Origin of the sequence: Sphingobacterium chungjuense (genome assembly GCF_011316935.1) — a bacterium.
Classification (GTDB): Bacteria; Bacteroidota; Bacteroidia; order Sphingobacteriales; family Sphingobacteriaceae; genus Sphingobacterium; species Sphingobacterium chungjuense.
Genome location: NZ_WLYS01000004.1, coordinates 135,596 through 160,842 on the forward strand (window position 1 = coordinate 135,596; position 25,247 = coordinate 160,842).

General features: G+C 42.3%; 20 protein-coding genes. 7 read left to right on the forward strand and 13 right to left on the reverse strand.

Annotated elements, in window-relative coordinates; genetic code table 11:
- Window positions 1-13: 13 nt before the first annotated feature.
- Window positions 14-2,125: a S9 family peptidase gene (locus tag GKO22_RS11300; RefSeq protein ID WP_240920276.1), complete on the reverse strand. Its 2,112-nt coding sequence runs from the start codon at window positions 2,123-2,125 to the stop codon at window positions 14-16.
- Between the two features lie 28 nt (window positions 2,126-2,153).
- The gene (gene recN, locus GKO22_RS11305) at window positions 2,154-3,809 is read right to left on the reverse strand and encodes a DNA repair protein RecN (RefSeq protein ID WP_166335110.1); all 1,656 of its coding nucleotides are present in this window, start codon (window positions 3,807-3,809) and stop codon (window positions 2,154-2,156) included.
- Between the two features lie 96 nt (window positions 3,810-3,905).
- Between recN and GKO22_RS11310 the strand changes: the two genes are divergently transcribed.
- The 4 genes from GKO22_RS11310 (at window position 3,906) to GKO22_RS16895 (ending at window position 7,139) form a co-directional block, all read left to right on the forward strand.
- The gene (locus tag GKO22_RS11310) at window positions 3,906-4,523 is read left to right on the forward strand and encodes a SprT-like domain-containing protein (RefSeq protein WP_166335112.1); all 618 of its coding nucleotides are present in this window, start codon (window positions 3,906-3,908) and stop codon (window positions 4,521-4,523) included.
- A 45-nt stretch (window positions 4,524-4,568) separates the two neighbouring features.
- On the forward strand, window positions 4,569-6,224 hold the full coding sequence (locus GKO22_RS11315; RefSeq protein WP_166335114.1) for a M28 family metallopeptidase: 1,656 nt from the start codon (window positions 4,569-4,571) through the stop codon (window positions 6,222-6,224).
- Between the two features lie 52 nt (window positions 6,225-6,276).
- Window positions 6,277-6,690: a hypothetical protein gene (locus GKO22_RS11320; protein ID WP_166335116.1), complete on the forward strand. Its 414-nt coding sequence runs from the start codon at window positions 6,277-6,279 to the stop codon at window positions 6,688-6,690.
- A 101-nt stretch (window positions 6,691-6,791) separates the two neighbouring features.
- Window positions 6,792-7,139 (forward strand): SdpI family protein, encoded by a 348-nt coding sequence (locus tag GKO22_RS16895; RefSeq protein WP_166335118.1) that lies wholly within the window; start codon window positions 6,792-6,794, stop codon window positions 7,137-7,139.
- Between the two features lie 19 nt (window positions 7,140-7,158).
- On the opposite strand, the gene GKO22_RS11330 is transcribed toward GKO22_RS16895, so the two are convergent.
- The 8 genes from GKO22_RS11330 to GKO22_RS11365 form a co-directional block, all read right to left on the reverse strand.
- Window positions 7,159-7,851, reverse strand: a complete 693-nt coding sequence (locus tag GKO22_RS11330) for an ATP-binding cassette domain-containing protein (RefSeq protein WP_166335119.1) — start codon at window positions 7,849-7,851, stop codon at window positions 7,159-7,161.
- Window positions 7,852-7,853: 2 nt separating this feature from the next.
- Window positions 7,854-8,153 (reverse strand): hypothetical protein, encoded by a 300-nt coding sequence (locus tag GKO22_RS11335; protein ID WP_166335121.1) that lies wholly within the window; start codon window positions 8,151-8,153, stop codon window positions 7,854-7,856.
- 2 nt (window positions 8,154-8,155) lie between these two features.
- Entirely contained in the window at window positions 8,156-8,452 is a 297-nt protein-coding gene (locus GKO22_RS11340; RefSeq protein ID WP_166335123.1) for an FtsB family cell division protein, read from the reverse strand.
- A gap of 163 nt (window positions 8,453-8,615) precedes the next feature.
- The gene (gene eno / locus GKO22_RS11345) at window positions 8,616-9,914 is read right to left on the reverse strand and encodes a phosphopyruvate hydratase (protein WP_166335125.1); all 1,299 of its coding nucleotides are present in this window, start codon (window positions 9,912-9,914) and stop codon (window positions 8,616-8,618) included.
- Between the two features lie 156 nt (window positions 9,915-10,070).
- Window positions 10,071-10,859: an indole-3-glycerol phosphate synthase TrpC gene (gene trpC, locus GKO22_RS11350; RefSeq protein ID WP_166335126.1), complete on the reverse strand. Its 789-nt coding sequence runs from the start codon at window positions 10,857-10,859 to the stop codon at window positions 10,071-10,073.
- 36 nt (window positions 10,860-10,895) lie between these two features.
- The gene (locus tag GKO22_RS11355) at window positions 10,896-11,468 is read right to left on the reverse strand and encodes an anthranilate synthase component II (RefSeq protein WP_166335128.1); all 573 of its coding nucleotides are present in this window, start codon (window positions 11,466-11,468) and stop codon (window positions 10,896-10,898) included.
- Window positions 11,458-11,646, reverse strand: a complete 189-nt coding sequence (locus tag GKO22_RS11360) for a hypothetical protein (RefSeq protein ID WP_166335130.1) — start codon at window positions 11,644-11,646, stop codon at window positions 11,458-11,460. The genes GKO22_RS11355 and GKO22_RS11360 overlap by 11 nt, the downstream gene beginning before the upstream one ends.
- On the reverse strand, window positions 11,643-13,046 hold the full coding sequence (locus GKO22_RS11365; protein WP_166335132.1) for an anthranilate synthase component I family protein: 1,404 nt from the start codon (window positions 13,044-13,046) through the stop codon (window positions 11,643-11,645). The genes GKO22_RS11360 and GKO22_RS11365 overlap by 4 nt, the downstream gene beginning before the upstream one ends.
- A 362-nt stretch (window positions 13,047-13,408) precedes the next feature.
- Between GKO22_RS11365 and GKO22_RS11370 the strand changes: the two genes are divergently transcribed.
- The 3 genes from GKO22_RS11370 to carA all read left to right on the forward strand — a co-directional run bounded on the left by GKO22_RS11370 (window position 13,409) and on the right by carA (window position 18,820).
- A complete protein-coding gene (locus tag GKO22_RS11370; protein WP_166335134.1) occupies window positions 13,409-15,619 on the forward strand; it encodes a bifunctional alpha,alpha-trehalose-phosphate synthase (UDP-forming)/trehalose-phosphatase in 2,211 nt (736 codons plus the stop codon).
- A gap of 30 nt (window positions 15,620-15,649) precedes the next feature.
- Entirely contained in the window at window positions 15,650-17,449 is a 1,800-nt protein-coding gene (locus GKO22_RS11375) for a glycoside hydrolase family 15 protein (RefSeq protein WP_166335136.1), read from the forward strand.
- Between the two features lie 270 nt (window positions 17,450-17,719).
- A complete protein-coding gene (gene carA, locus GKO22_RS11380) occupies window positions 17,720-18,820 on the forward strand; it encodes a glutamine-hydrolyzing carbamoyl-phosphate synthase small subunit (protein WP_166335138.1) in 1,101 nt (366 codons plus the stop codon).
- A gap of 61 nt (window positions 18,821-18,881) precedes the next feature.
- Here carA and GKO22_RS11385 read toward each other — a convergent pair whose 3' ends face one another.
- From GKO22_RS11385 to GKO22_RS11395, 3 genes are all read right to left on the reverse strand, one after another.
- The gene (locus tag GKO22_RS11385) at window positions 18,882-20,339 is read right to left on the reverse strand and encodes a RagB/SusD family nutrient uptake outer membrane protein (protein WP_166335139.1); all 1,458 of its coding nucleotides are present in this window, start codon (window positions 20,337-20,339) and stop codon (window positions 18,882-18,884) included.
- Window positions 20,340-20,358: 19 nt separating this feature from the next.
- Window positions 20,359-23,547 carry a SusC/RagA family TonB-linked outer membrane protein gene (locus GKO22_RS11390; protein ID WP_166335141.1) on the reverse strand — a complete coding sequence of 1,063 codons (3,189 nt, stop codon included), beginning with the start codon at window positions 23,545-23,547 and terminating at the stop codon, window positions 20,359-20,361.
- A gap of 234 nt (window positions 23,548-23,781) precedes the next feature.
- Window positions 23,782-25,239, reverse strand: a complete 1,458-nt coding sequence (locus tag GKO22_RS11395; protein ID WP_166335143.1) for a RagB/SusD family nutrient uptake outer membrane protein — start codon at window positions 25,237-25,239, stop codon at window positions 23,782-23,784.
- Between the last annotated feature and the right edge of the window lie 8 nt (window positions 25,240-25,247).

Genomic DNA, 25,247 nt, shown 5'->3' on the forward strand with positions numbered 1-25,247 from the left:
TGGATTTTTGTCGTTACAGAGTTTCGTCTAACCAGCGGAAGAATTCTCGCTGCCACACCTGTGCGTTGTGCCCAGAAAGTACCCAGTGGTTTTCTTCCGGTAAGTAGACCAATCGGCTTTTGATACCACGTAGTTGTGCTGCTTGAAAAGCTTCCAAACCTTGTCCAATCGGCACTCTAAAATCTTTGCCGCCTTGAATCACCATAATTGGTGTATTCCATTTTTCGACATGCGTGATCGGGTTGAAGTCAGTATATGTCTTTTCATTCGCAGCATCCCAATACGGTCCGCCCAAGTCTTGATTCGCAAAAAACAATTCCTCCGTCGTGCCATACCACGAAGTCATATCAAACAAGCCGCAGTGAGAAATAAATGTCTTGAATCGTCCCTCGTGCACGCCAGCTAACATAAATACAGAATAACCGCCATAAGAGGCACCAATCGCACCCAAACGTGCCGTATCGACATAGGATTCTGTAGACAAATCATCGATCGCGGATAAATAATCGCGAATTGGCTGTCCACCCCAATCACCAGAAATATCTTCATTCCATTGCACACCCCAGCCCGGCATACCACGACGATTCGGCGCAATCACAATATAACCTTGAGAAGCGATCAGTTGTAAATTCCAACGGAGTGAATAAAACTGCGAAACCGCAGATTGTGGCCCGCCTTGACAATACAATAAAGTCGGATATTTCTTCGCAGGATCAAAATCAGGCGGATACACCACCCAAGAAAAAAGATCTTGTCCGTCGGTGGCTTTTGTAAAACGACCTTTCACCGGCGTCTCGGCAATGTGCGCATAAGCTTCGTCATTCTCCATTGTGATTGGACTGAGTTGACGCGTTTTAAAATCGTAGCGATAGATTTCGGCAGCGCGCGTAAGACACGTAGAAGTGACGACTAGACCACCATCATACTCACCAACCATACCTGTTATATCAAATTCGCCTTCGCTGATTTGCTCAATTTTTGGAAGTGCTTTGTTGGCTAGATTAGCTGGAACTTGGACTTCAAAAAGTTGTATCGTTCCTTTCACCGGTGCGGTAAAAAAGATTTTTTTTCCATCCTTGCTCCACGTAAACCCATTCACGGTCTCATCCCAATGTGCCGTCAGATTCAAACGAACTTTTCCGTCTTGATCTTGGAGAATAATATCATTTTTATCGGCTTCGAACCCATCTTTTTTCATACTTAACCAAGCCAAACGATTTCCGACCGGACTAAAATCAGGATGCGTATCATAGCCATTCATCCCTTCGGTCAGGTTGCTAACTTGTCCGCTGGCCAAATCATAACGATAGATATCGGTATTGGTACTTAGCGCATATTCTTTACCCGCCTTTTTCTTGGCAACATATAAAACCGCCTTGCTATCGGGCGACCAAGCAAAATCTTCGGCTCCACCGAATGGCGCTTGCGGACTGTAATACGGCTTGCCTTCTAGCAAATCCACCGGCTCTCCGATTTTGCCATCGGCATAGCTAGCTACGAAGGGATGTGCATATCGGCCATCATTAAACGAATCCCAATGCCGATAATCTAGATCATCGTATACATATACATCACTTTTGGGCAGATCTTTGTATTTGTCCGGACTGTGAAACGGATTCACCAACACCGATTTGCTGTATAGTATGTGTTTTTTATCAGGAGATAATTTTACGTCGGCCAGCTTGCCTTCTGTTTCGGTGATTTTAGTTTTTCGGCTACCATCGCTGTACATCTTCCAGATATCGCCTTTGTAGAGATAAATGATCTCGCCTTTCGCCGTGATATCCAAGACCGATTCAGATCCTGGCTCAGTAGTAAGCTGTTTTGGGCTGCCACCTTTCACCGGAACGCTAAAAAGATTGCGCTCCGCGGAATTAGTTTCTAGATTGTAATGAGCTACGCCATAGATGAGCTCCTTGCCATCTGGCGTTATGCGTTCGCCAGAGACACGTGCTAGTTTCCAGAGCTTTTCGGCTGTCAAAGGTTGTCTATCGGTAGAGATATTCATCACTTCGCTATCTTTGGATCGTTCCATTTTCAACGGGCCGTCTTTTAGGTTTTGTGCATGCCCTATAGTGATACTCATCACCAACAAGGCACCCAACATGTTTTTTGTATATGTCATGTGTTGTTGTTTGTTGCGTTAGCATTTATTATCCAGCGATCAATTCTTTGGCATGTTGCAACGCGGCATCTCCAGGGTTCGCGCCGCTCAGCATTTTAGCAATTTCTACGATGCGCTCTTCGGATGCCAGTGCTTCGATTCTCGAAAGTGTACGCTCCGCTTGATCTTCTTTATACACTTTAAAATGCCGTTTACCTTTCGAAGCAATCTGTGGCAGGTGAGTAATAGCAATGACTTGCATGTGCGCGGCCAAGGTATCCATCACGTCGCCAACTTGTAAAGCGACTTCGCCTGATATACCTGTATCGATCTCATCAAATATTATGGTTGGCAAAGCCGATGATCGTGCGACCAACGATTTCACGGCAAGCATCACTCGCGAAAGTTCACCGCCGGAAGCTACTTTGTGAATAGGCTGCGGTGTTTGCCCTTTATTGGCAGAGAACAAGAAACTGACTTTATCCATTCCTTGTGGATGAAACTGTTCGCCCTGCGTCAAATCAATCTGCAGTATGGCATTGGGCATGCCCACCTTTTGGAGAGTTTGTTCAATTTCCTTTTTGATCTGAGCTAGCACCGATTTCCGTTTATCCGACACAATTAGCGCTGCTTCCTGAGTGGCTTTTTCGTATTTGGCAACTTCATTAGTCAAGCGAGCGACTTCCTCCTCTTGATCGTTCAATGATTTAATCTTTTCTCTCAGGCTATCTCTTAGCGCAATTAGCTCTACAACATCGGCAACGCGGTATTTTTGCACCAAGCTGTAGAGAGTAGACAGGCGTTCGGTGACGAATTGTAAGCGCTCTTCGTCGACATTAATGGTTTGTTCTTGCTGTACTATTTCGGCAGCAATATCTTTCATCTCGATGATATTGCTATTCAAGCGAGCCAGCAAATCATCGCCCGTTAGCAAAAAGTTGCTAATGCGTTGCAATTCGTGCTGCGTATCGCGTAAACTTTGCAATACACTCTGCTCAGATTCTTCTAATAGATGAATCGAGGATAATAATCCCCTTTTGATGTCTTCGGCATTTTCTAATTGGAGTTGCTCCGCTTCCAATTCCTCTACCTCTCCATCCCTCAACTGAACGACATCTAATTCATTCACCACAAATTGGTTATAATCCAGCTCAGCATTAGACTGCGCAATTTGCTCTTCTACCTGCCGCAATGACGCTACTGCTTTCTTGTAGCCTTTTAGTTGTGTTTTATACTGACTTAAATTGTCTGCATTATTGGCTACACTATCCAGCACCAGAAATTGAAAATCTTCGGTATTGATCTGCGTGGTTGCTTGCTGCGAATGAATATCAATGAGCCGCTCACTCAGCGACTTCAACACTTGCAAGGTAACGGGCGAATCGTTGACAAAAGCACGCGATTTGCCTTCGGCACTAATTTCGCGCCGGATGATGGTCTCGGCTTCGTAATCCAGATCTTGTTCGTCGAACAGATCTTTCAGCGCATAATGGCGAATATCAAAGTAGCCTTCGATAATGCATTTACTACCTTCGTTAAATACATACTTCCCTTCTACCCGATTGCCCAAAATCAATCCAAGCGCGCCCATGATGATGGATTTACCCGCGCCGGTCTCTCCGGTAATGATGTTTAGTTTGTCATCAAACTCGATATCCAAAGAATCGATCAAGGCGTAATTTCTAATCAGGAGCTTTCGTAGCATGCGTTGTGCGTTATGATATAACCAAAGATAAAAAGGATTTATTACATACGCTGACGGAGGAATACGGATTGTGTCGGAAATCCGTATTTTTGTGTAATGCCTGATTTCAGCCAATCACTTTCTAAATACATGCCCGAAGCGGCAGCGCCTATTGTTTCGCAATGGATTGTCGATACCAAATGTCGTTTTCGAGTGGCCAAATCGCGCAGCAGCAAACTCGGAGATTATCGTGCACCATTCCAAGGGCAAACGCATCAAATCTCGGTAAACCACGATCTGAATCCATATGCTTTCTTGATCACGACGGTGCATGAATTTGCCCATCTAAAAACGTGGACGCAGTACAAAGATCGGGTAAAACCACACGGAAAAGAATGGAAAAACAATTTTAAAGAGTTGATGACGCCGTTCTTCAAACTACAGGTTTTGCCACATGATGTCACCATGGCCTTGTTGCAATACATGGACAATCCGGCCGCTTCCAGCTGCACGGATCTCAACTTGTATCGCACCTTGAAAAAACATGACGTGGTTGCGAGCGAATTTATTACGGTGGAATCTATCCCCACAGAAAGTGTTTTCTCGTTGAAAAATGGTCGTGTTTTTCAGAAAAAAGAAAAACTACGAAAGCGATTCAAATGCATGGAACTTTCTACTGGGAAATATTACCTCATTCATCCCATTGCGGAAGTAATTCCAGTGCCAACTCCGTAAATCGCTATAATAGCGTAATTTGAGAAGAACCCTTATATTTGAATTATGTATAAAACGCTACCTATTCTCGCAGCTTCACTGCTTGCGTTAGCATCTTGCCATCAGAAAACCGAACAATACGATGCATCCAGCTTGGATTCAGCCGCGATGTCGGCCATTTCGGAAGAAAGCTACCGTAATTATGTCGCCGAATTATCCTCCGATGATTTTCTGGGCAGAAAACCATTCACCAAGGGAGATACCTTGGCAGTGCAGTATATCGAAAAACAATTTAAGGCTTTGGGATTAGCACCCGGAAATGGTGATTCCTATTTTCAGGAAGTTCCGATGGTGCAAATTGATGCAAAACCTACCAATACGACTTGGACATTTAGCGGGGCTAAAGGACAAGTTAATGCGAAGTACTTAGATGATTTTGTGATCTCTACACCGCAGATGAATGAAAAAGTTCAAATATCAGATTCGGAATTGGTATTTGTCGGATTTGGCATTGTAGCACCGGAGTTTGACTGGAACGATTATGCTGGCGTAGATGTAAAAGGAAAAACCGTGGTCGCGATGGTTTCTGACCCCGGCCGATATGATAAAGATCTGTTCAAAGCAGATACCATGACTTATTATGGTCGTTGGAATTATAAATACGAGGAAGCGGCACGACAAGGCGCTGCTGGCGTAATATTAATTCATGAAACAACTGCCGCCAGCTACGGCTGGAATGTGGTAAGATCGGGTTGGTCAGGACCACAATTGAGTTTGGTACCAGCGGCTGATGCACAAAATGTGCAGTTTCAAAGTTGGATTACCACGCCCATTGCCAACCAATTATTTGCAATCAGTGCTCTAAATGCGAGCATCATGGAAGAGGCGAAGAAACCAGGTTTCCAAGCACGCGCGATGGGCATCACAACCGGAGTAGATTTGCAAAGCAAAATCCGAAAGTCTGCTTCCAATAATGTTGTCGCACAATTGAAGGGCACAAAGAGACCCGACGAAGTCGTTATTTACACCGCACATTGGGATCACTTGGGCGTAGGCGAAGCGGTAGATGGCGATTCTATTTTCAACGGTGCGATCGATAATGCTGCTGGTGTATCGGCGCTTTTCGAAATTGCAAAAGCTTTCCAAGCAGCGAAAGTAAAACCCGAACGTACGATTGTATTTATGGCGGTTACAGCCGAGGAAGAAGGATTATTGGGCTCGCAGTATTATACCGAACATCCTATTTTCCCAATCCATAAAACGGTCGGAAACTTAAATATGGACGCCTTCAATGCGGTTGGCGCTACCAAAGGGGTTTCCATCGTTGGCCGTGGGCAGACGGAATTAGAAGATTATGTGGAACGTTCGGCAGCAAAATTTGATCGTATCATCGTAGATGCTGGAAATCCATCTTCTGGTGGTTTTTACCGTTCGGATCATTTTAACTTTGTGAAAATGGGCGTACCGGGATTGTTTATGGGCAGCGGTGGCGATTATCTAGAAACTGACAGCGTCGCTTTGAATAAACGTAAAGAAGCCTTGGCGGGAACTTACCATACGGTCGCAGATGAGTATAATGAAAATTGGGATTTCTCCGGAATCTTGGCCGATATTCGCCTTTTCTTTGATATCGGCTACACGCTGAGTATGGAGAAGGTATTTCCGAATTTCAAAGCGAAGTCAGAATTCAAAGAATTAGGCGACAAACGACTATCAAAGTAGTATATTTGCGCCGAGATAATGTATTGAAGTACTAATTTTTACGATAACTGGAATGAAACATTTACACTCTACACTTGCTGTAGTATTGCTAATCGCGTTGGTAGTATCTATAGTAATTACACTGGTTAATTACTTAAAATATCGCCCATACAACCGGAAAATTGCGTTGATCGGTTTGATCAGCGGACACATACAGGTGCTTATAGGAATCATCTATTTCATCACGCTTCAATACTACAGCATGTTCTCAGGAGCAGTTATGAAAGATAGCTTAATGCGATTCAAAGTCATTGAGCACCCACTTGCTATGTTGTTAGGTGTAGTCGCGATTACGATTGGATATTCGAAAGCGAAGCGAATGACTGACGATTGGAAAGCAAACCAAACGGTTTTCATTTTCTATATCATCGGTTTGATTCTTTTTCTATCACGTATTCCTTGGAAAACTTGGTCGCTATTTGCATAAGACAATAAGTCTATAGAAAGTTTAGGAAGCGCTCAAACGTTGTTTGGGCGTTTTTTTTGTTATATTAAAGGATCAAAGTCAAAAACCAGAACTTGCTGAACATGCCTAAAGAATTTATAGACATCATTCTGATCGACCTTTTTATAATAGCAGTCCCTTTGTTGCTGTATTTTTTTCCGCCAAAAAATATCAATTCTTTTTATGGTTACAGAACAACCCGTTCAACAAATAATATCGAGAATTGGCGGTTTTCGCAACGGTATTTTTCAAAACAATGGATGCTTTTAGCGCCCGTAATCCTCGTGGTTCAAGTTTTATTGATATACTTTACCGATCATGACTTGAAATCAAAGTCGTCGATGATACTTCCCATTTCTATGGCTTTGTATTTTGTAGGCAGCTTTGTTTGCATACTTCGAACGGAGCAAAAATTAAAAAAATTGATGTGAATAATGAGAATAGCTACCGCTAAGTAGGATCGGGAAAAGTCCCTTCCGGTAAGTAAAATAACTCCAATTCTCTCTTGTCTGATATTACACGGCAGGTGCCGTTTTGTAATAGCACCATTTGAGTGCAGAGGCTCAACGTAGAGCGATAATCGTGATCTGATATGACGATCCCCTTTTCCTTCCGAAAACTCAAAACTAGTGCAGCAACTTCATCTTTGATTATGGGAGACAATCCTGAAAAAGGTTCGTCTAGCAAGATAAATGTTGCCGATTGGTTCAGTAATAACATAATTTCCAAAAAGCGACATTCGCCACCTGAAATATCTGCTACCAAATTATTTTTTATACGATCGATGATTACATGACCCAATATCGTATTTCTTTTTTCGATGGAAGGAATCATCAATGCGACGACTTCACTTACACGCATGGCAGTCGGCAGAAAACGATCTTGCGGAAGATAACACACTTCTTTAGAAGAAAGAGCACGTTTGACGCGCCGCCCATTCAACCGAATATAACTATGTTTTGCCTTTATCGTGCCAAATAGGATCTTCATTAAAGTGGATTTTCCACTGCCGTTACGGCCAATTAATGCTACCGTATCTCCTACTTTACATTGTAAAAATCCACCAGTAAGTAATGATTTATGGGCATCATAGCTAAAAGCTACCGAATCGATATATAATTCTTTTTCAACGGGTTCGCTCATTGTCATTGAGTAGAAATAGGATGAGCTATGAACCACTGAATGAAACCATAGAAAATAATGGCAATGGCTAGATTGAACAAGAAACCTACTAACTGTAAGCGTAAACGACTATATCCTAAATTGTAATACAGGTACATGGTATTGCTTTCAAAAAAGCGCAGCAAGCCCATGCTCAGTAAATAACCAAACGTGGCAAACAAAGCCGCGTAGGTAGTGAGATTGCCTAGCATCAGCATGAGTGCAACACTAAGGAAAATATTGATAAAAAAGATGGTTTTATAAAAATGCCAATAGATGCGCATGGTTAGTCTACTGTCGATTCCTCGACAATATACACATCTTCATTGGATCTTTTCATTTTGAATTTTTCACGGGCAATCTTTTGGATAATGTCTGGATTGGATTTGACATCTTTGATCGCCGTGGATATGGTAGAGATTTCGCTTGTGTAATATTCCTTCTCAGCTTCCAGCTTTCTTCTTTCTTGCTGATAGTTGTACTGCGTAGTCAAGTCGTACCGATCGAAGAATGCCATCCAAGCGATAAAAACCGCAACGGCAATCAAATACTTGTTTCGAACTACATTGACAAAGCGTTCCATAGACACAAAGATATTATTATCGCATTAAAATGAATGTATTAAACGAAAAATAAATATTGTTGCTAGCAGGTCCATCACAACATGATAAAACAATACAATAAAAAAGGCTATTACAACACCTAGATGCCGTAATAGCCTTTGCGGAAAACAATCCGAAGTCGGATTATTTTTTGTTAGCGTATTTGAATGCGCTACCGATGTATTTTGCATTGCTACCCAATTCTTCTTCGATGCGAAGCAATTGGTTGTATTTTGCAATCCTGTCTGATCTAGAGATAGAACCCGTTTTGATCTGTCCACAGTTCAACGCGACTGCTAAGTCAGCAATCGTGTTATCTTCTGTTTCACCAGAACGGTGAGACATAACCGAAGTATAACCGTTGTGCTGCGCCAAAGAAACCGCATTGATTGTTTCTGTCAACGAACCGATTTGGTTTACTTTTACCAAGATAGAGTTCGCAGTATGTGTGTCGATACCTTCTTGAAGACGTTTGGTGTTCGTTACGAATAAATCATCACCTACTAACTGAACGCGATCGCCGATTTTCTCCGTCAATAATTTCCAGCCAGCCCAATCATCTTCACCCATACCATCTTCGATCGAGATAATTGGATATTTCTCCGTCAATTCTGCTAAGTAGTTTACTTGCTCCTCTGTAGAACGAACCGCTCCGTTAGCACCTTCGAATTTCGAGTAATCGTATTTACCATTTTCGAAGAATTCTGTAGAAGCACAATCCAACGCTAAGAATACGTCTTGACCAGCTTTGTAACCAGCTTGCTCAATCGCTTTCAATACCGTTTCGATCGCATCTTCTGTACCGTCGAATGTAGGTGCAAAACCACCTTCATCACCTACTGCTGTAGATAAGTTACGGTCGTGCAAGATTTTTTTCAAGGTATGGAAGATTTCAGCTCCCCAACGTAGCGCTTCTGAGAAAGAAGTAGCGCCTACTGGCATGATCATAAACTCTTGGAACGCGATAGGGGCATCAGAGTGAGAACCACCGTTAATGATGTTCATCATCGGAATAGGAAGCGTATTGGCATTGACACCACCGATGTAGCGGTACAATGGTTGACGGCTTTCTTGTGCAGCAGCTTTTGCAACAGCAAGAGATACACCTAAAATCGCGTTAGCGCCTAAGTTGCCTTTGTTTTCGCTACCATCCAAATCAATCATGATTTTGTCAATGGCATTTTGCTCGAATACATCCACACCTTGCAAAGCTTCAGAGATTTTCGTGTTTACGTTCTCTACTGCTTTCAACACCCCTTTTCCTAAATATTTTGCTTTATCGCCATCACGCAATTCAACCGCTTCGTGGGCTCCTGTAGATGCTCCAGAAGGAACAGCTGCACGACCAACAAAACCATTTTGTGTGGTTACATCAACTTCAATGGTTGGATTTCCGCGCGAATCTAGTATTTGGCGCGCATGTACATCGATTATTAAACTCATTTTTACTGTATATGGTTATCTAAAAATATCTTTCACACATAGTGTATCAAAAACACTAAGATACAAAACTTTGCCTTAGTTTTCAAAGATAGGAATTATCCATATTGCTGCAAGCATTAACAAAAAGATAACAATATAAAAATGAGGCGCCTATCTTTATCCTTGCACGGCAGCCACAAACTCTTTTATAGATGCTGCAGGATCATCTGTACGCATAAAGTTTTCACCAATCAGAAATCCGGCGTAGCCGACTTTCTGTAGTTCACGAATCGTCGCCGGATCTGATATACCACTTTCCGAAACCTTGATGTAGCTATCTGGAATCTGTGCAGCCAACTCGTAAGAGTGATCCAGTGATACGCTGAAATCTTTCAGATTTCTATTGTTGACACCAATGGCATCAATCGTGTCAAACAAACTACGGCTTAATTCTTCGGCGTTGTGTACTTCTAACAGCACGCTCAATCCAAGCGATTGCGCATAAGCAGAAAGAAATTGAATGGCGTCGGCATCCAGACAAGCGGCAATCAACAAAATAATATCTGCACCATACGCTTTTGCTTCCGTGATCTGGTACGGATCGATGATGAATTCTTTACGCAACAGCGGAATTTGCAACACTTCGCGCGCAGCCGTCAAATCGGCTAAACTGCCTTGGAAGAAATCCGCATCAGTAAGCACAGAAACGGCAGAAGCGCCCGCGGCCTGATATCCCTGCACCACTTCCTGCACGGTGACGTTTCCATTAATCAATCCTTTGGAAGGCGATGCGCGTTTGTATTCGGCAATAATGCCAGTATGTTTGCCATCTGCGATAAAGTCGCGCAGGCGATAACAGGTTCTACCGAACAGCGGATAGGCTTCTAGTTCTACAGCGCTTACTTTTGATTTTGCTATCGCAACTTCTTCCTTTTTACGATCTATGATTTTGTCTAATATGGTCATGCTATAAGTTCTAAATAAATTCCTAAACGATTGTATTTAGGATAGCCAGTTGGCAATTAGTTGGCGTCCGTTGTCTGTCAAGATCGATTCGGGGTGGAACTGCATACCGCGTACATCGTACTCTTTATGAGACAATGCCATAATGATTCCATCTTTGTCTACCGCGGTCACTTTCAGGCAATCAGGCAAACTTTCGCGATCCACCGCCCAAGAATGGTAACGACCAATCTGCGAACCTTCGGGAAAATCCCGAAACAAACGTTCTTCCGAATCCAACACGTGAATACCAGTAGCTACGCCATGCAAGGGTTTTTTCATATTGAATAAAGAACCGCCATATACTTCAGCAATCGCTTGTTGGCCTAAGCAAATACCTAAAATCTGTTTGCTCTCTCCATAACGGCGAATCACGTCCATCAGTAAACCAGCTTCGCTCGGAATCCCTGGTCCAGGAGATAATAATAAACTGTGGTACGCCTCCACATCTTCCAAGGCAAATTTGTCATTACGCACTACATCGTAATCCCGACCAAGCTCCTGCAGCAAATGCACCAAATTGTAGGTAAACGAATCGTAATTATCGATGACTAGTATCTTATTATTGTGCATGCGGCAACGTGGTTTCTAATGTATGTACTTTTGTTGGTATCTCTTCCGCAAAAGCGGCTGCTTTGGCGATGTAGGCATTTCGTAACTCGATTAATTCGGCTATTCTGTGCTCAATGGTCTGCAGCGAATCTGCCACATGCTCTTGATGCTCGCAGTATTCTAGTGGTCTAATCATCATAGCGTTTGTGCTAAATCTAATGCGCGACGCAATGCCGCAATTTTGTTATTTACTTCTTGTAATTCACTTTCAGGATCCGAATCCAATACAATACCGGCACCGGCTTGGTAATGCAACAAATTGCCTTTACTTAGGAACGAACGTATCATAATCGCGTGATTAAAATCTCCATTGAACCCCATGTAACCTATTGCGCCAGCATAAAAAGAACGCTGCAAACCTTCGTAACGGTCGATCAGCGTCAATGCCATATGTTTTGGCGCGCCAGACAATGTGCCTGCCGGAAAGGTATCGCCTACCACATCAAATGGATTGGAGCCTGCATGTAGCTTGCCTGTCACTTTAGAAACCAAATGGATAATGTGCGAATAATATTGCGCTTCCTTATAAGACTTCACATGTACATTGGTACAATGTCTGCTCAAATCATTACGCGCTAAATCTACCAACATCACGTGCTCGGCAGATTCTTTAGGGTCTTGCTTGAGCTGCTCGGCGATCTGCTCATCGCGTTCCATATCTCCTGTGCGCTTGAAAGTACCTGCTATTGGATAAATGGTGGCTTCGTCTTTACGAATGGTTAATTGCGCCTCCGGCGAAGAACCAAAGATCCGGAAATCGCCATAATCAAAGTAGAATAGATACGGCGATGGATTGACTGAGCGCAACGCGCGGTACACATTAAACTCATCTCCGCTAAAGCCCACCGAAAATGCGCGTGAAGGTACAATCTGGAATACATCGCCGCGTTGAATATGCGTCTTCATCTTACGCACTAATTCCCGAAACTCTTCGTCGGTCATATTTGACCCTTCGTTCTCTTGCTTTTTGAAAGCGTATTCTGGGAAATTGCGATTCTGGATAATGTATTCCAACCGATCTAGATCAGAGGTCTCATTTTCCAACAAGTTTTCAAACAAGTACAATTGATTCCGGAAATGATCGATCGCGATGACATACTTATACACATGGTATTGCATCGGTGGTATGTCACGTTTTGGATCTTTCGGCGTGGTGAGTTGGATATCTTCATAATGCTCGACCGCATCAAAGGAAAAATATCCAAACAAGCCATTAGATATGAGATTAACCTCGGGCACGGCTTCCGAATGAAAAGAATCTCGGAAGGCAGAAACTTCCTGTTTGAGATTAATTCCTTTTATTGATTTGCTCTCCTTTGGCTTATTCGGATACGAAATGTGCAATCCTTCCTGATTCAACACAATCCCAGCGATGGGTTGACAACAGATATAACTGATATTGTTATCGCGGTTTTGATATTCCGAACTTTCCAATAATAGGCTATTGGGAAACACGTCGCGCAGGCGCAGGTAGATACTTACCGGTGTAGTCGTATCGGCTAGGATCTTCTTGAAGTTCGTTTTAAATGTATAGGACATGAATTCGCATTTTCTGAAGTTGTGATTTGCTTTATAAACAAAATGAGGCCCGACGCAAACGTCGGGCCTCATGTAAATAGGATGTATCTTTTATCTTATACACACCAATAGTTATGCCTGCCGACGCTGTTTGCACCCGGCCACCACCACAATTGATATGTTGTATTGTTCGACATAGAGAAACAAATATAGTATTATTTGTGGATAATACTAATCGGCCGCAAAATAAAATTAAAAAAAGGTTTCCGGCAAACATTTTAGGCATCTTCACGTTATAGAAGCAGTGAATTAAATGTAGACTCGGCGCGGAAAATTGCGTTTACGAACCCACTAGAGTCGACAACATTACCGAAACGATAAGAATGAATCCGAAAAACAATAACAAAGTAATCATTGTCTCGAATCGACTGCCTGTAAAGATTGAAAGAAAAGAAGATGGATTGGTAATCAGCCCGAGTGAAGGCGGATTGGCAACTGGTCTGGGATCCATTTATAATGCCGGAAATAATATATGGGTCGGGTGGCCAGGCATCATCCCCCAAGATGACGCAGAAAAAACTTTTATAACGGAAGAGTTGCGTGCGCTCAATCTTGTTCCTGTATTCCTCACCGAAGAAGAAATACTAGGGTATTATGAAGGTTTCTCCAACGAAGTGCTCTGGCCAATTTGCCATTATAGTCCAAGTTATGCGGTATACGATACCGACAATTGGAATACCTATGTACAGGTCAACGAAAAATTTGGACAGATCGTACGCGAATACATAGACAGCGAGGATACTGTATGGATTCACGATTATCAGCTTATGCTGCTTCCAAACGTGCTTCGTAAGCAGTATGAAAAATTGTCTATCGGCTATTTTCAGCATATTCCTTTCCCTCCAGATGAAGTGTTTAGAAGTATTCCTTGGCGAAATGAATTGCTACTCGGCATACTAGGCGCAGATTTGACTGCTTTCCATACTTTCAACGATGCGCAGCATTTCTTGGATGCTTGTACTCACATTTTAAACATTCCGATTCGCAACAATTACTTGCAGATTCGTGGACGCAGTGCGTATGTAGAAGTGTATCCGATGGGAATTGATTTCGACAAATTTAATAATTTGTCCAAAGACGCTGGCGTAAAAGCAAGAGCACTAGAGATCAAATCTTATTTCAAACAACGCAAAATCATCCTTTCTATCGATCGACTGGATTATAGTAAAGGAATCATACAACGCATCGTTGCTTTTGAGGAGTTACTCAAGAATTACCCAGAACTACGCGATCAAGTGGTATTGTACATGCTAGTGGTGCCTTCACGTGATAAAGTGAAACAATATAAGCGTTTGCGCGATGAGATCGACCGACGTGTGGGTAACATCAATTCGGTGTATGGCTCAACAGACTGGACGCCAATCGCGTATTTCTACAACTCCTACCCTGTCGAAGAATTATCGTCTTTGTACGTAGCGGCTGATGTCTGTTTGATTACCTCAATCCGAGACGGGATGAACCTCGTCAGTAAAGAATATATTGCGAGTAAAGAGGAAACTTCGGGCGTTCTGGTGTTGAGCGAATTGGCTGGCGCTTCCAAGGAATTGATCGATGCCGTGCATGTCAACCCCAATTCGGTTGATCAGATTAGCCACGCCCTGCACTTCGCCCTACACATGTCGGAAGAGGAAAAGCTGAACCGCATGAAGGCCAACTTTGATTTGGTTAAAAAGTTTAACATTCACCATTGGGTGGAGATATTCTTTGCGCGTATGAAGGAGATTAAAATCCAGCAGCGCAAAGAGTTTGCCCGAAAAATACAACCCGAGAATAACGAGGCTATTTCTGCTGGATACCATAACGCACAAAAAAGAATTTTCTTTCTGGATTACGATGGCACCTTGATCGACTTTCACAACGAGGCGGACAAAGCCACACCGACCGAAGAGGTATATGAATTACTTGATACGTTGAAATCTGACCCGAATAATACGGTAGTCATCATTAGCGGGCGACCGTATCAGACCTTGGAGAAATGGTTTGGCAACCGCGGCTATACTTTGGTGGGTGAACATGGCGTCTGGAAAAAACTTCCGGGAGAAGAATGGCGCAGTAAATCCAACTTATCGGATCGCTGGAAACCATCTGTAAAACGCATTATGAACAAGATTGCCAATCGCACCGCCGGATCTTCGGTAGAAGAAAAAGAATACTCGATGGCGTGGCATTACCGCAAGGTACAATCTGGATTAGGCCGATTACGTGCACAGGAACTGATGGATAGCTTACGCTATCTGATCCCGCATCACGGATTACAACTTTTGTATGGCGATAAAGTGATCGAAGTGAAAAATTCGGAGGTAAATAAAGGGAAAGCTGCGAATGGTATTGTCGAAAAACTACAACCTGACTTCATCTTCGCGATGGGTGACGACGCGACGGATGAAGATATGTTTCATGAGCTACCGGCAGAAACGGTATCGGTTAAGGTCGGCAGTAAAAAATCGGCCGCTAAATACTATGTAGATAGCCAGCAGGATGCTATCCAATTATTGCATTCGATAGCTGGACTCGTGCAAAAAAATCAATCTTAACAACTAATATAGATATAGAATAAGCATTATATGTCGCAAAAACATCGTTATGAAAGCGGTATCATTGGTAACTGCTCCTATATTGCCCATGTGGGCAAAGACACCAATGTCAATTGGCTATGTTGGCCATCTTTTGAAGATTCCTTTGTGTTTGGTTCATTACTCGACAGACAAAAAGGGGGAGAATTTTCGATCCTCCCGACAGGCGATATTGTTGAAAGCAAACAGTATTATGTTGATAATACGAATGTGTTGTGCACAGAGGTAACTGGCGAAGATGGCTCGTATCGAATTACGGATTTTGCGCCACGTTTCGAGCAGTACGAGCGATATTACAAGCCGCTCATGCTCATCCGCAAAGTCGAGCCTTTATCTGGCCATCCGCAAATTCGTGTAACTTGTGAACCGACTTATGACTACGGCAAGCAGACCTTTAAAAAGGATCGTGGCAGCAATCATGTACAATTCCATTCGGCGGACACACACATGCGCTTGGCCACTAACATGCCGATCAGTCATTTCTTTGAAAATGAGATGCCTTTTCTACTAAACCAGACGGTGTACCTCATTCTTACATATGGTAGTGCATTTGAAGCACCGATCGAACGGACAGCTGAAGAATTTCAAAAACGTACACAGCAATATTGGCAAAAGTGGATTAAAAAAGCATCGATCCCTACTTTTTACCAAAAGGAAGTCATTCGCTCCGCGCTAGTTCTGAAGTTGCACCAATACGAAGATACGGGCGCGATTATCGCAGCAAGTACCACTAGTTTGCCGGAGCATCCGGGATCAGGCCGCAATTGGGATTACCGCTACTGCTGGCTGCGTGACAGCTATTATGTGTTGACGGCACTTAGTCATATCGGGCAATTTGAAGAGATGGAAAAATACGCGTCTTACATTGCCAATATCACGCATATTGATCTAGATCGTTTGCAACCGCTTTATGGTATTTTTGGGAAACATAAGTTAACGGAAAGCACGCTGGATTATTTAGAAGGTTACTTGGGCGAGCAACCGGTGCGAATTGGTAATCAGGCGCACGAGCATATTCAGAATGATGTGTATGGGCAAGCATTGATCGCTCTACTGCCTTTGCTGACCGACAGCCGCTACAATCACGAATTGAAAATTAACGTACGCGAATGGACTTCTTTTATCTTAAAGAAAATCGGTGCTACGATCGATGAATTGGATGCAGGTATCTGGGAATTTCGGAATTTTGAACAACGCCATTGCTATTCGAATCTATTCCAATGGGCGGGTAGTACCGCTGCGCTGAAGATTGCGAGAATATACGGATTAGATGATATTGCCGAAGAAGCACGACGCCTCAAAAAGCGTGCTGCTGAACATATTGAAGGATGCTTTGATCCGCAAGAAGGCGTTTATACCAACGCAATCGACAGTAAAAATCTAGATGCCAGCACGTTGCAGCTCATCATGATGAATTATTTGGATCCAGCTAGTGAAAAAGCAGCCAAACATTTAGAGATTCTAGAAAAGGAGTTGAAAGCCGAGAATGGTTTGTTTTACCGCTACCTTCATAAAGACGATTTTGGCAAGCCAAAATCAACTTTCTTAGTATGTGCTTTTTGGTACGTAGAAGCACTTGCTTGTGTTGGTCGCGTGGACGAAGCGAAGGATATTTTCGAAAAATTGATGCAATACAGCAATCATTTGATGTTATTTAGTGAGGATGTAAGTGAACATGATGGCAGCCAATGGGGTAATTTTCCTCAGGCCTACAGTCATGTAGGTTTGGTGAATGCCGCGTATCGCATCGCTGTGAAACTGGATAAGCCGACATTCTTCGAAAAAGAGTAACTGCATAATAATGTATCGCCCTCTGGGTAAAGGAGGGCGATACATTAAAAAATTGAGTTTGATATTTTAAAATTCATATTTTTATTTCTACTTTTGTATCCCAGAAAATGAAAGAAAATCTTTATCTATCTGATGCTTTTTTACCGATGATTTTCATCGGTGATGTACGAAATTAATTTGCAGCCCGTTTGGGCTTTTTTTATGTATATAGGCTAAGATTCAGATCGGGATGATCTACAGAGTGTTTAACAATCGTTATTTTATACAACAATGACCAACTACAGCAAATTACCCGCGGTATTAGTACTCGAAGATGGCACCGCTTTTCATGGAAAAGCAGCAGGAAAAATCGGAACTACAACTGGCGAAATCTGTTTTAACACGGGTACTACTGGATACCAGGAGATTTTTACAGACCCATCTTACTATGCGCAAATCATGGTAACGACGAATGCACATATTGGTAACTATGGAGTAGATGAGGATGATACTGAATCTAAAAAAATCCAGATTGCTGGCTTGGTGTGTAAAAACTATAATGTAAACTACAGCCGTAAAATGGCCGATGGCTCTATCCAAAACTACTTTGAAGAAGAGAATCTAGTTGGCATTTCGGATATCGACACACGCTCACTAGTACGTTACATTCGCGACAAAGGTGCGATGAACGCGATTATCTCTTCGGAGAACTTGGATGTTGATGCACTTGTAAAACAATTGAAAGATGTGCCATCGATGGCTGGTTTAGAGTTGTCATCTCGCGTGACGACACAAGAGCCTTACTACTACGGTGATGAAGATGCTTCTACACGTATCGCGGTGTTGGATCTCGGTATTAAGAAAAATATATTGCGCAACTTCGATGCGCGCCAAGTATACGCTAAGGTATTCCCTGCAAAAACATCTTTCCAAGAAATGGAAGCATGGGGCGCTGATGGTTATTTCATCTCGAATGGCCCTGGCGATCCGGCAGCAATGGATTACGCGATCAATACGGTAAAAGAAATTTTGGCAGAAGACAAGCCGATGTTTGGAATCTGCTTAGGTCACCAGATTTTGGCATTAGCGAATGATATTCGTACGGAGAAAATGCACAACGGACACCGCGGCATCAATCATCCGGTAAAAAACATTATCGCTGATAAGTGTGAGATTACTTCTCAAAACCATGGTTTCGGTGTGATTCGTGAAGATATCGAAAAATCTGATGCGGTAGAAGTAACGCATATCAACTTGAATGACAATTCAATCGAAGGTATTCGCGTAAAAGGCAAAAAAGCATTCTCGGTACAATATCACCCAGAATCTTCTCCTGGCCCACACGATTCTCGTTATCTATTTGATGACTTTATCGCGATGGTAAAGGGATAAGTTATAGTAGAAATTGTATACAACAAAAAGGCCGTTGATGATCAACGGCCTTTTTCGCTTCTTATATATCGTTGTTTGTCAAAGATTCTGTGGTTGGAATCGGAAAGACATATCTACTATCTGTGATGGGTATTGCAATACCTGCACCGACCGAATTAATGGGATCATTACGGCGTTGTAGATCAGGAATTCTAAATCCTTCTCCTAACAACTCGATCCGTCTTTCGAGCAAAATCGCTTGCACTACATTGGCAGGGTTATTTAAACCAGTAAATGTATACGTCGCATCAGAACGTGAGCGTACAGCCTGTAATAAGGCAATGGATCTGGCAAGATTGCCTGCTTCGGCTTCAGCCTCCGCCACGTTTAGCAAAACTTCCGCATAGCGAATTACTGGCACCCAATCAATAAATGGCGAGACGCCACTCCATTTGGTTAGCAGATGTAAAATTGGTGTATTAACCGTCGTTAATCCTGTTCTACGTGCGTCCGTAGCTGGCCAAGCTACTGTATTTGCATAAATTCCCGGCGCACTTTGATTCAAGAAATATTCTATATTTCCTTGATTATAGTAGTAACCTAACTGATTTTGCAAACCTGGCGCATTGGTATCTGCCATCGGAAAGGATAGAACGCTTTCCAGCGTATTATACGTTCTGAAAACATTGACCACATTTCCTTGCAAGGTATGTGCTACGTTATTGGGCGAAGTAAAAGGTGCTTCAGCCGACACGATTTTATTACCTTCAGCAATTACATCTTCGTATCTGCCCATGTGGAGTAGTACACGTGTTTTAAGCGCAACTGCGGTGTTTTTGTGTGCGCGAGTGGTATTTTCGTTTGCCGATCCATTATCTGTTGCCAATCCTGCTTCTGCCTCTTCAAGATCCGATAAAATCTGTGCATAAATCTCTGCTACGCTACTAGGCGCTAAATCATTGTTAGCCGAACTTGTTTCTGCCTGTAAACGAAGTGGAATACCCCTAGATGCACCATTATCTAATGTATATGGTCTCGCAAATAACTGGATCAGTCCATGGTAGCATAATGCCCGTAAAAACTTCGCCTCAGCGCGATACCTTGTTTCTACTTCTGCAGGAATAACATCAGGATTAGCACCCAAATCTTCCAAAAATTTATTGACCCGATTGATCGTCAGATAACCAAATCGCCAAAACCCGGCTATATAGGTGTCATTAGGGGTATTTGTAAACATATAGGTCGTGAATCCAGTAACTGTATTCGCTGTACGATTCTCAAATTCCTCACCGCGTATATCACTGTAGATATAATAACGTCCACCAAATAATTGACCTGCCTTTGCAGAAGCATACAGTCCAACCACCTGCCGCGCTATACGCTCAGGATTCTCAAAAGCATTTTCCTCGGGCATATTTAATTCAGGTGGGTATCGAAGGAAGTCATCAGAACAGGAGGAAATAATACTGATAATTGGTATCAGCATAATCAACGCTATGGATGTCAAGGTACGTATTGAATTATGGATTATATTTTTCATTGAATTTGTTTCTAAAGTGTTAAAAACTAACATTTACACCTAAGCTAAATTGTCTTGCTTGTGGAATAGAGTTTCTTTCGATACCTGATGCGATATTAGAGTTCCCATTGGAGGAAATCTCTGGATCTACACCGCTATAATTGGTTATGAGGAAAAGATTGTTGGCCTGCACATAAAACCGAACGGAGGAAATACCCGATCGACCGAAAGCGGTTTGAGGCAGGCGATATCCTAAAGTCGCTGTTTGCAAGCGTAAGAAATCAGCCTTTTCTACATTGGAATCAATTAAGAAAGCAGAGCCATTGGAGACGTTGTCGGTATATACCGCCCGAGGAATAGCCGTATTCGTATTTTCTGGTGTCCAAGCATTGAGTACTTCTATGGAGCTATTCCAGATTCGCTGATCTAATAAGCCTGCACGGGATCCGTTGTAGATATAATTACCTCCTGAAAAGGTGAAGTTAAGAGCCATATCCCAAGATTTGTATGCGAAATTATTGTTGAAACCGCCAAACCAAGTAGGAATGGTATTATCCAAAGGTTGGGTTGCAGATGTAACCTCGCTAGCCTCAACTCGCTCACCCGTACTCACCAATGTGTAGCTATCTAAACCCATTTGATGTCGATATTGCACTTCTCTTCCCTGGTTATCAATAAATATTCGTGCTCCATTGGCTGGATTGACACCATTTGTGCGAACGCCGTATATCTGAGAGGCTGAGTAACCAACCTGTGTGATATTCGATAATTCTAAGCCTGATGTAAACCCTAATATTGGCGTATCATTACCAATCAATGCGGTTACTCGATTTTTTAACGTAGAAAAATTCAGATTAGTAGACCAGCTAAAATCTTGTGTGCGGACTGGTACGGCATTAATACCAAACTCTAAACCTCTATTATACATAGATCCTACATTTAATAAGATGATGTTATCTTCTGCTGGAATTATAGAGATCACAGGGATTCCTTTAGAAGGTGCTTGGGGCACTCCTAAAATCATATTATCAATATTTTTACGATACCAATTGAACTCAAAATTTAGCCGATTATCAATCAATCCTACATCCAAACCAATGTTTGTTTGTTGACTAGTTTCCCATTTAAGTTCTTGATTACCTGCTTGTGCATACATAAGTGAAGTAGCATTGTCTCCGTAAACACCCAATGAGTAGAGATTATACGCTGTATAAAAACTATTTAAGTTTCCATTACCCGTCCGTCCCCAGCTACCGCGCAAACGAAGATTATTAATCACATCCGCTATGCTGCTTGATTGAAAAAAATCTTCTTCAGAGATCGTCCAACCTAGCGATGCGCCACCAAAACTGCCCCATTGATTCCCGGGAGAAAGTGCAGAATTGCCATCCCTCCGAAAATTACCGCTTACAAAATACTTGTTCTTGTAGTTGTAGTTCGCACTCGCAAAATAAGCCTCAAAAGCTATATCGTTGATAGAGTTTCCTCTAACATCCGCAGCTACATTCGTTATAAATGTACCTTGAAATTGGTTAAAAAAATCATCTGCTAAATTTTCCCTAACTGCACCCCAATTGGTAACCCGAGTTTTTTGCGCATCCGAACCAATCATTAAACTCAGGTTGTGTGTGTCGTCGATAGAAGTGCTATATTGTAAGGTATTAATCCAGTTCCAGTTATCTGAACGAGCTTGATGATTGTACGCTCGACCATTATATGACCAACCGTCACCATTTACGGGATTCCAAAATTGGATATTTTGAGTTTGACGGAGATCCCATGTATAGGATGTCCTGAAAGTTAAACCATCTAATAGCTTTAATTCTGCACCTAGATTGGCTAACAATCGATTGGTTTCAGATGAATTGCGATCCAAATCGATTAACGTCTGTGGATTGGAGAATGCCGAAGCCACTTGATTAGCTCCACGCCCTAGGGCATTTTGTTCTATATTATAACTACCATCAGCGTTATAAATCGGTACATTGGGCGCCTGTGCCACTGCTATCCGCCCAAGACCCGACGAATTAAATGCCGCGCCATCAACGGATCCACTATTCGGCGCATTGTTGATCGTATTATTATAACTCACATTGCTAAATACTTTGAACCAATCTGTGACCTGATGATCAATATTAAATCGTCCAGATCGTCTTTTGAAATTATTAGCTCGTAGAAAGCCATCTTGATCGGATATACCTGCCGAGAAATAGTAGATTGTTTTGTCCGTACCGCCTGCGATAGAAATATTATGATTTTGTGATACTGCCGAACGATATACTAGATCCTGCCAATCTACATCGACCAAATTACCATTTTCATCAAAGCTTGGTTGAAAAGCATTTCGTGTGACAACCTGAGTAAGAGGATTATTACTATACAGATTATCTATAGCATTATTTTTAAAGTCCATAAACTGCTGCGCATTGAGCACATTTGGCAAGCGCACCGCATTACTTACAGCAACCCAAGCATCATAATTTACACGAGCCTTCCCCTGCTTACCCCGTTTCGTAGTGATGACCAGTACACCTGCTGCGGCTCGAGAACCATAGATTGATGCCGATGCGGCATCTTTTAAGATATCGATCGACTCAATATCGGCGGGATTAATATCTGCCAATGGGTTATTGGGCACCGAATTTTCCGAAACGTTAAGAGAAGAAATCGGAATACCATCTACCACAATTAAAGGAAAGGAATTGAGGGACAAGGAACTCAATCCTCGTACTCGAATTACAGGAGGATTGTTTAACAACCCATTAGGTTGCACAATATTTACACCAGTCGCCTGTCCTACAAGTCCTTGCGCAAAACTCTGAACCGGTCGATCTGCGATCTCGGCACCACTTATTTTGGCAGATGCACCGGTAAATTCTCTCCTAGTCTGTGTGCCATATCCAGTTACAATGACTTCTTCCAAAGATCCTTCAGAATGTTCAAGAATCACATCTAGACGGTCTGAATTATCAGAAATTAATTTGATAATAGTACTGTAGCCTACGTAGGAAAATCGTAAACTAGCACCTGCCGACACAGCAATGCTGTAATTTCCACGTTCGTCTGTTTGCGTGCCAGCCACCGAACCAACAATCAATATCGATGCTCCCACAATAGGTGATCCATCGACAGAAGAGGTAACTGTCCCAGTTACTCGTCTACTTTGTGCATTTGCTATTCCACTAGATAGCAAGAATAACACAACAAAGCTTTGTAGTATTTTTCTCATAAATGTTTGGCGAGTTAGTTGTCTCAAAAAACAATTATAAGAAATTTTTATTATCTAGGATTAATTATTTTATTATAAAAGAAATAAAAAAACACTTTATGTTAACACGTAGTGCAATAAAGCGTTATCCAGACATAACTATTTGGTAAATTTATCACAGTGGTAAAGGGATAATTTATAGTTTTTTTGGCATTAATAGAAACGGCCGTCGATGATCAACGGCCGTTTTTTGATTTAGATTTCGTTGTTAGTCAACGATTCTGCTGTTGGAATTGGATAGGTATATCTACTATCTGTCACGGGAATTTCACTACCCGCACCTACCGAATTAATGGGATCATTTCGGCGTTGTAAATCAGGTATTCTAAAGCCCTCTCCTAACAATTCAATTCGTCTTTCGATTAAGATTGCTTGTACCACATTAGCCCGACTTGTTAAACCGGAGAATGCATAGTCAGCATCAGACCGTGAGCGCACTGCTTGTAACAACGCAATAGATCTGGATAGATCACCACCTTCAGCCTCGGCCTCAGCTACGTTTAACAGAACCTCTGCATAACGTATTACCGGGACCCAATCGATAAATGGTGAAGCACCACTCCACTTTGTCACTATGTGCCAAGCTGGAGTATTTATGGTAGTTAGACCAGTTCGTCTAGCATCTGTCTCTGGCCAAGCGGCAGTATTCGCATAAATACCAGGAGCACTTTGATTCAAGAAATACTCAATATTACCTTCATTATAGTAATAACCTAACTGATTTTGTGTACCTGGTGCATTGGTATCTGCCATCGGAAAGGATAGAATGCTTTCCAGCGTATTATATGTTCTGAAAACATTGACCACATTTCCTTGCAAGGTATGTGCTACGTTATTAGGTGAACTAAAAGGTGCTGCAACGGATACTATCTTATTACCTTCAGCAATTACATCATCGTATCTACCCATATGAAGTAGCACACGTGTTTTGAGTGCTATCGCCGTGTTCTTGTGTGCGCGAGTGGTATTTTCATTTGCAGATCCATTATCTGCTGCTAATCCTGCTTCTGCATCTTCAAGATCCGATAAAATCTGTGCATAAATCTCTGCTACGCTACTAGGCGCTAAATCATTATTAGCCGAACTTGTTTCCGCCTGTAAACGAAGTGGAATACCAGTAGATGCACCATTGTCCAATGTATAAGGCTTAGCAAATAATTGGATCAGTGCATGGTAACACAAAGCACGCATAAATTTTGCTTCACCGCGGTATTGGGCTTCTACTTCGGCACTAACAATACCTGGATTGGCATCAAAATCAGCCAAGAATTTATTGACGCGGTTAATCGTCAGATAAGAAAACCGCCACAGATTGGCAATATAGGTATCGCTAGGATCATTGGTAAACTGGTAACTTGAGTAGCCAGTTACGGTGTTGGAGGCGCGATTTATAAATTCTTCACCTCGAATATCATTGTAAATAAAGTATCGACCACCAAATAATTGGCCTGCTTTTGCAGACGCATATAAACCGACTACTTGTCGTTCTATACGTTCTGGATTTTCAAAAGCATTTTCCTCCGGAATACTTAATTCAGGCGGATATTTCAAAAATTCGTCAGAACAGGATGATATTAATCCGACGGCTGGTATCGCTGCGAGAAATGCTATCGAAGCGAAAGTACGTTTTGACTTATTGATTATATTTTTCATTGAATTTG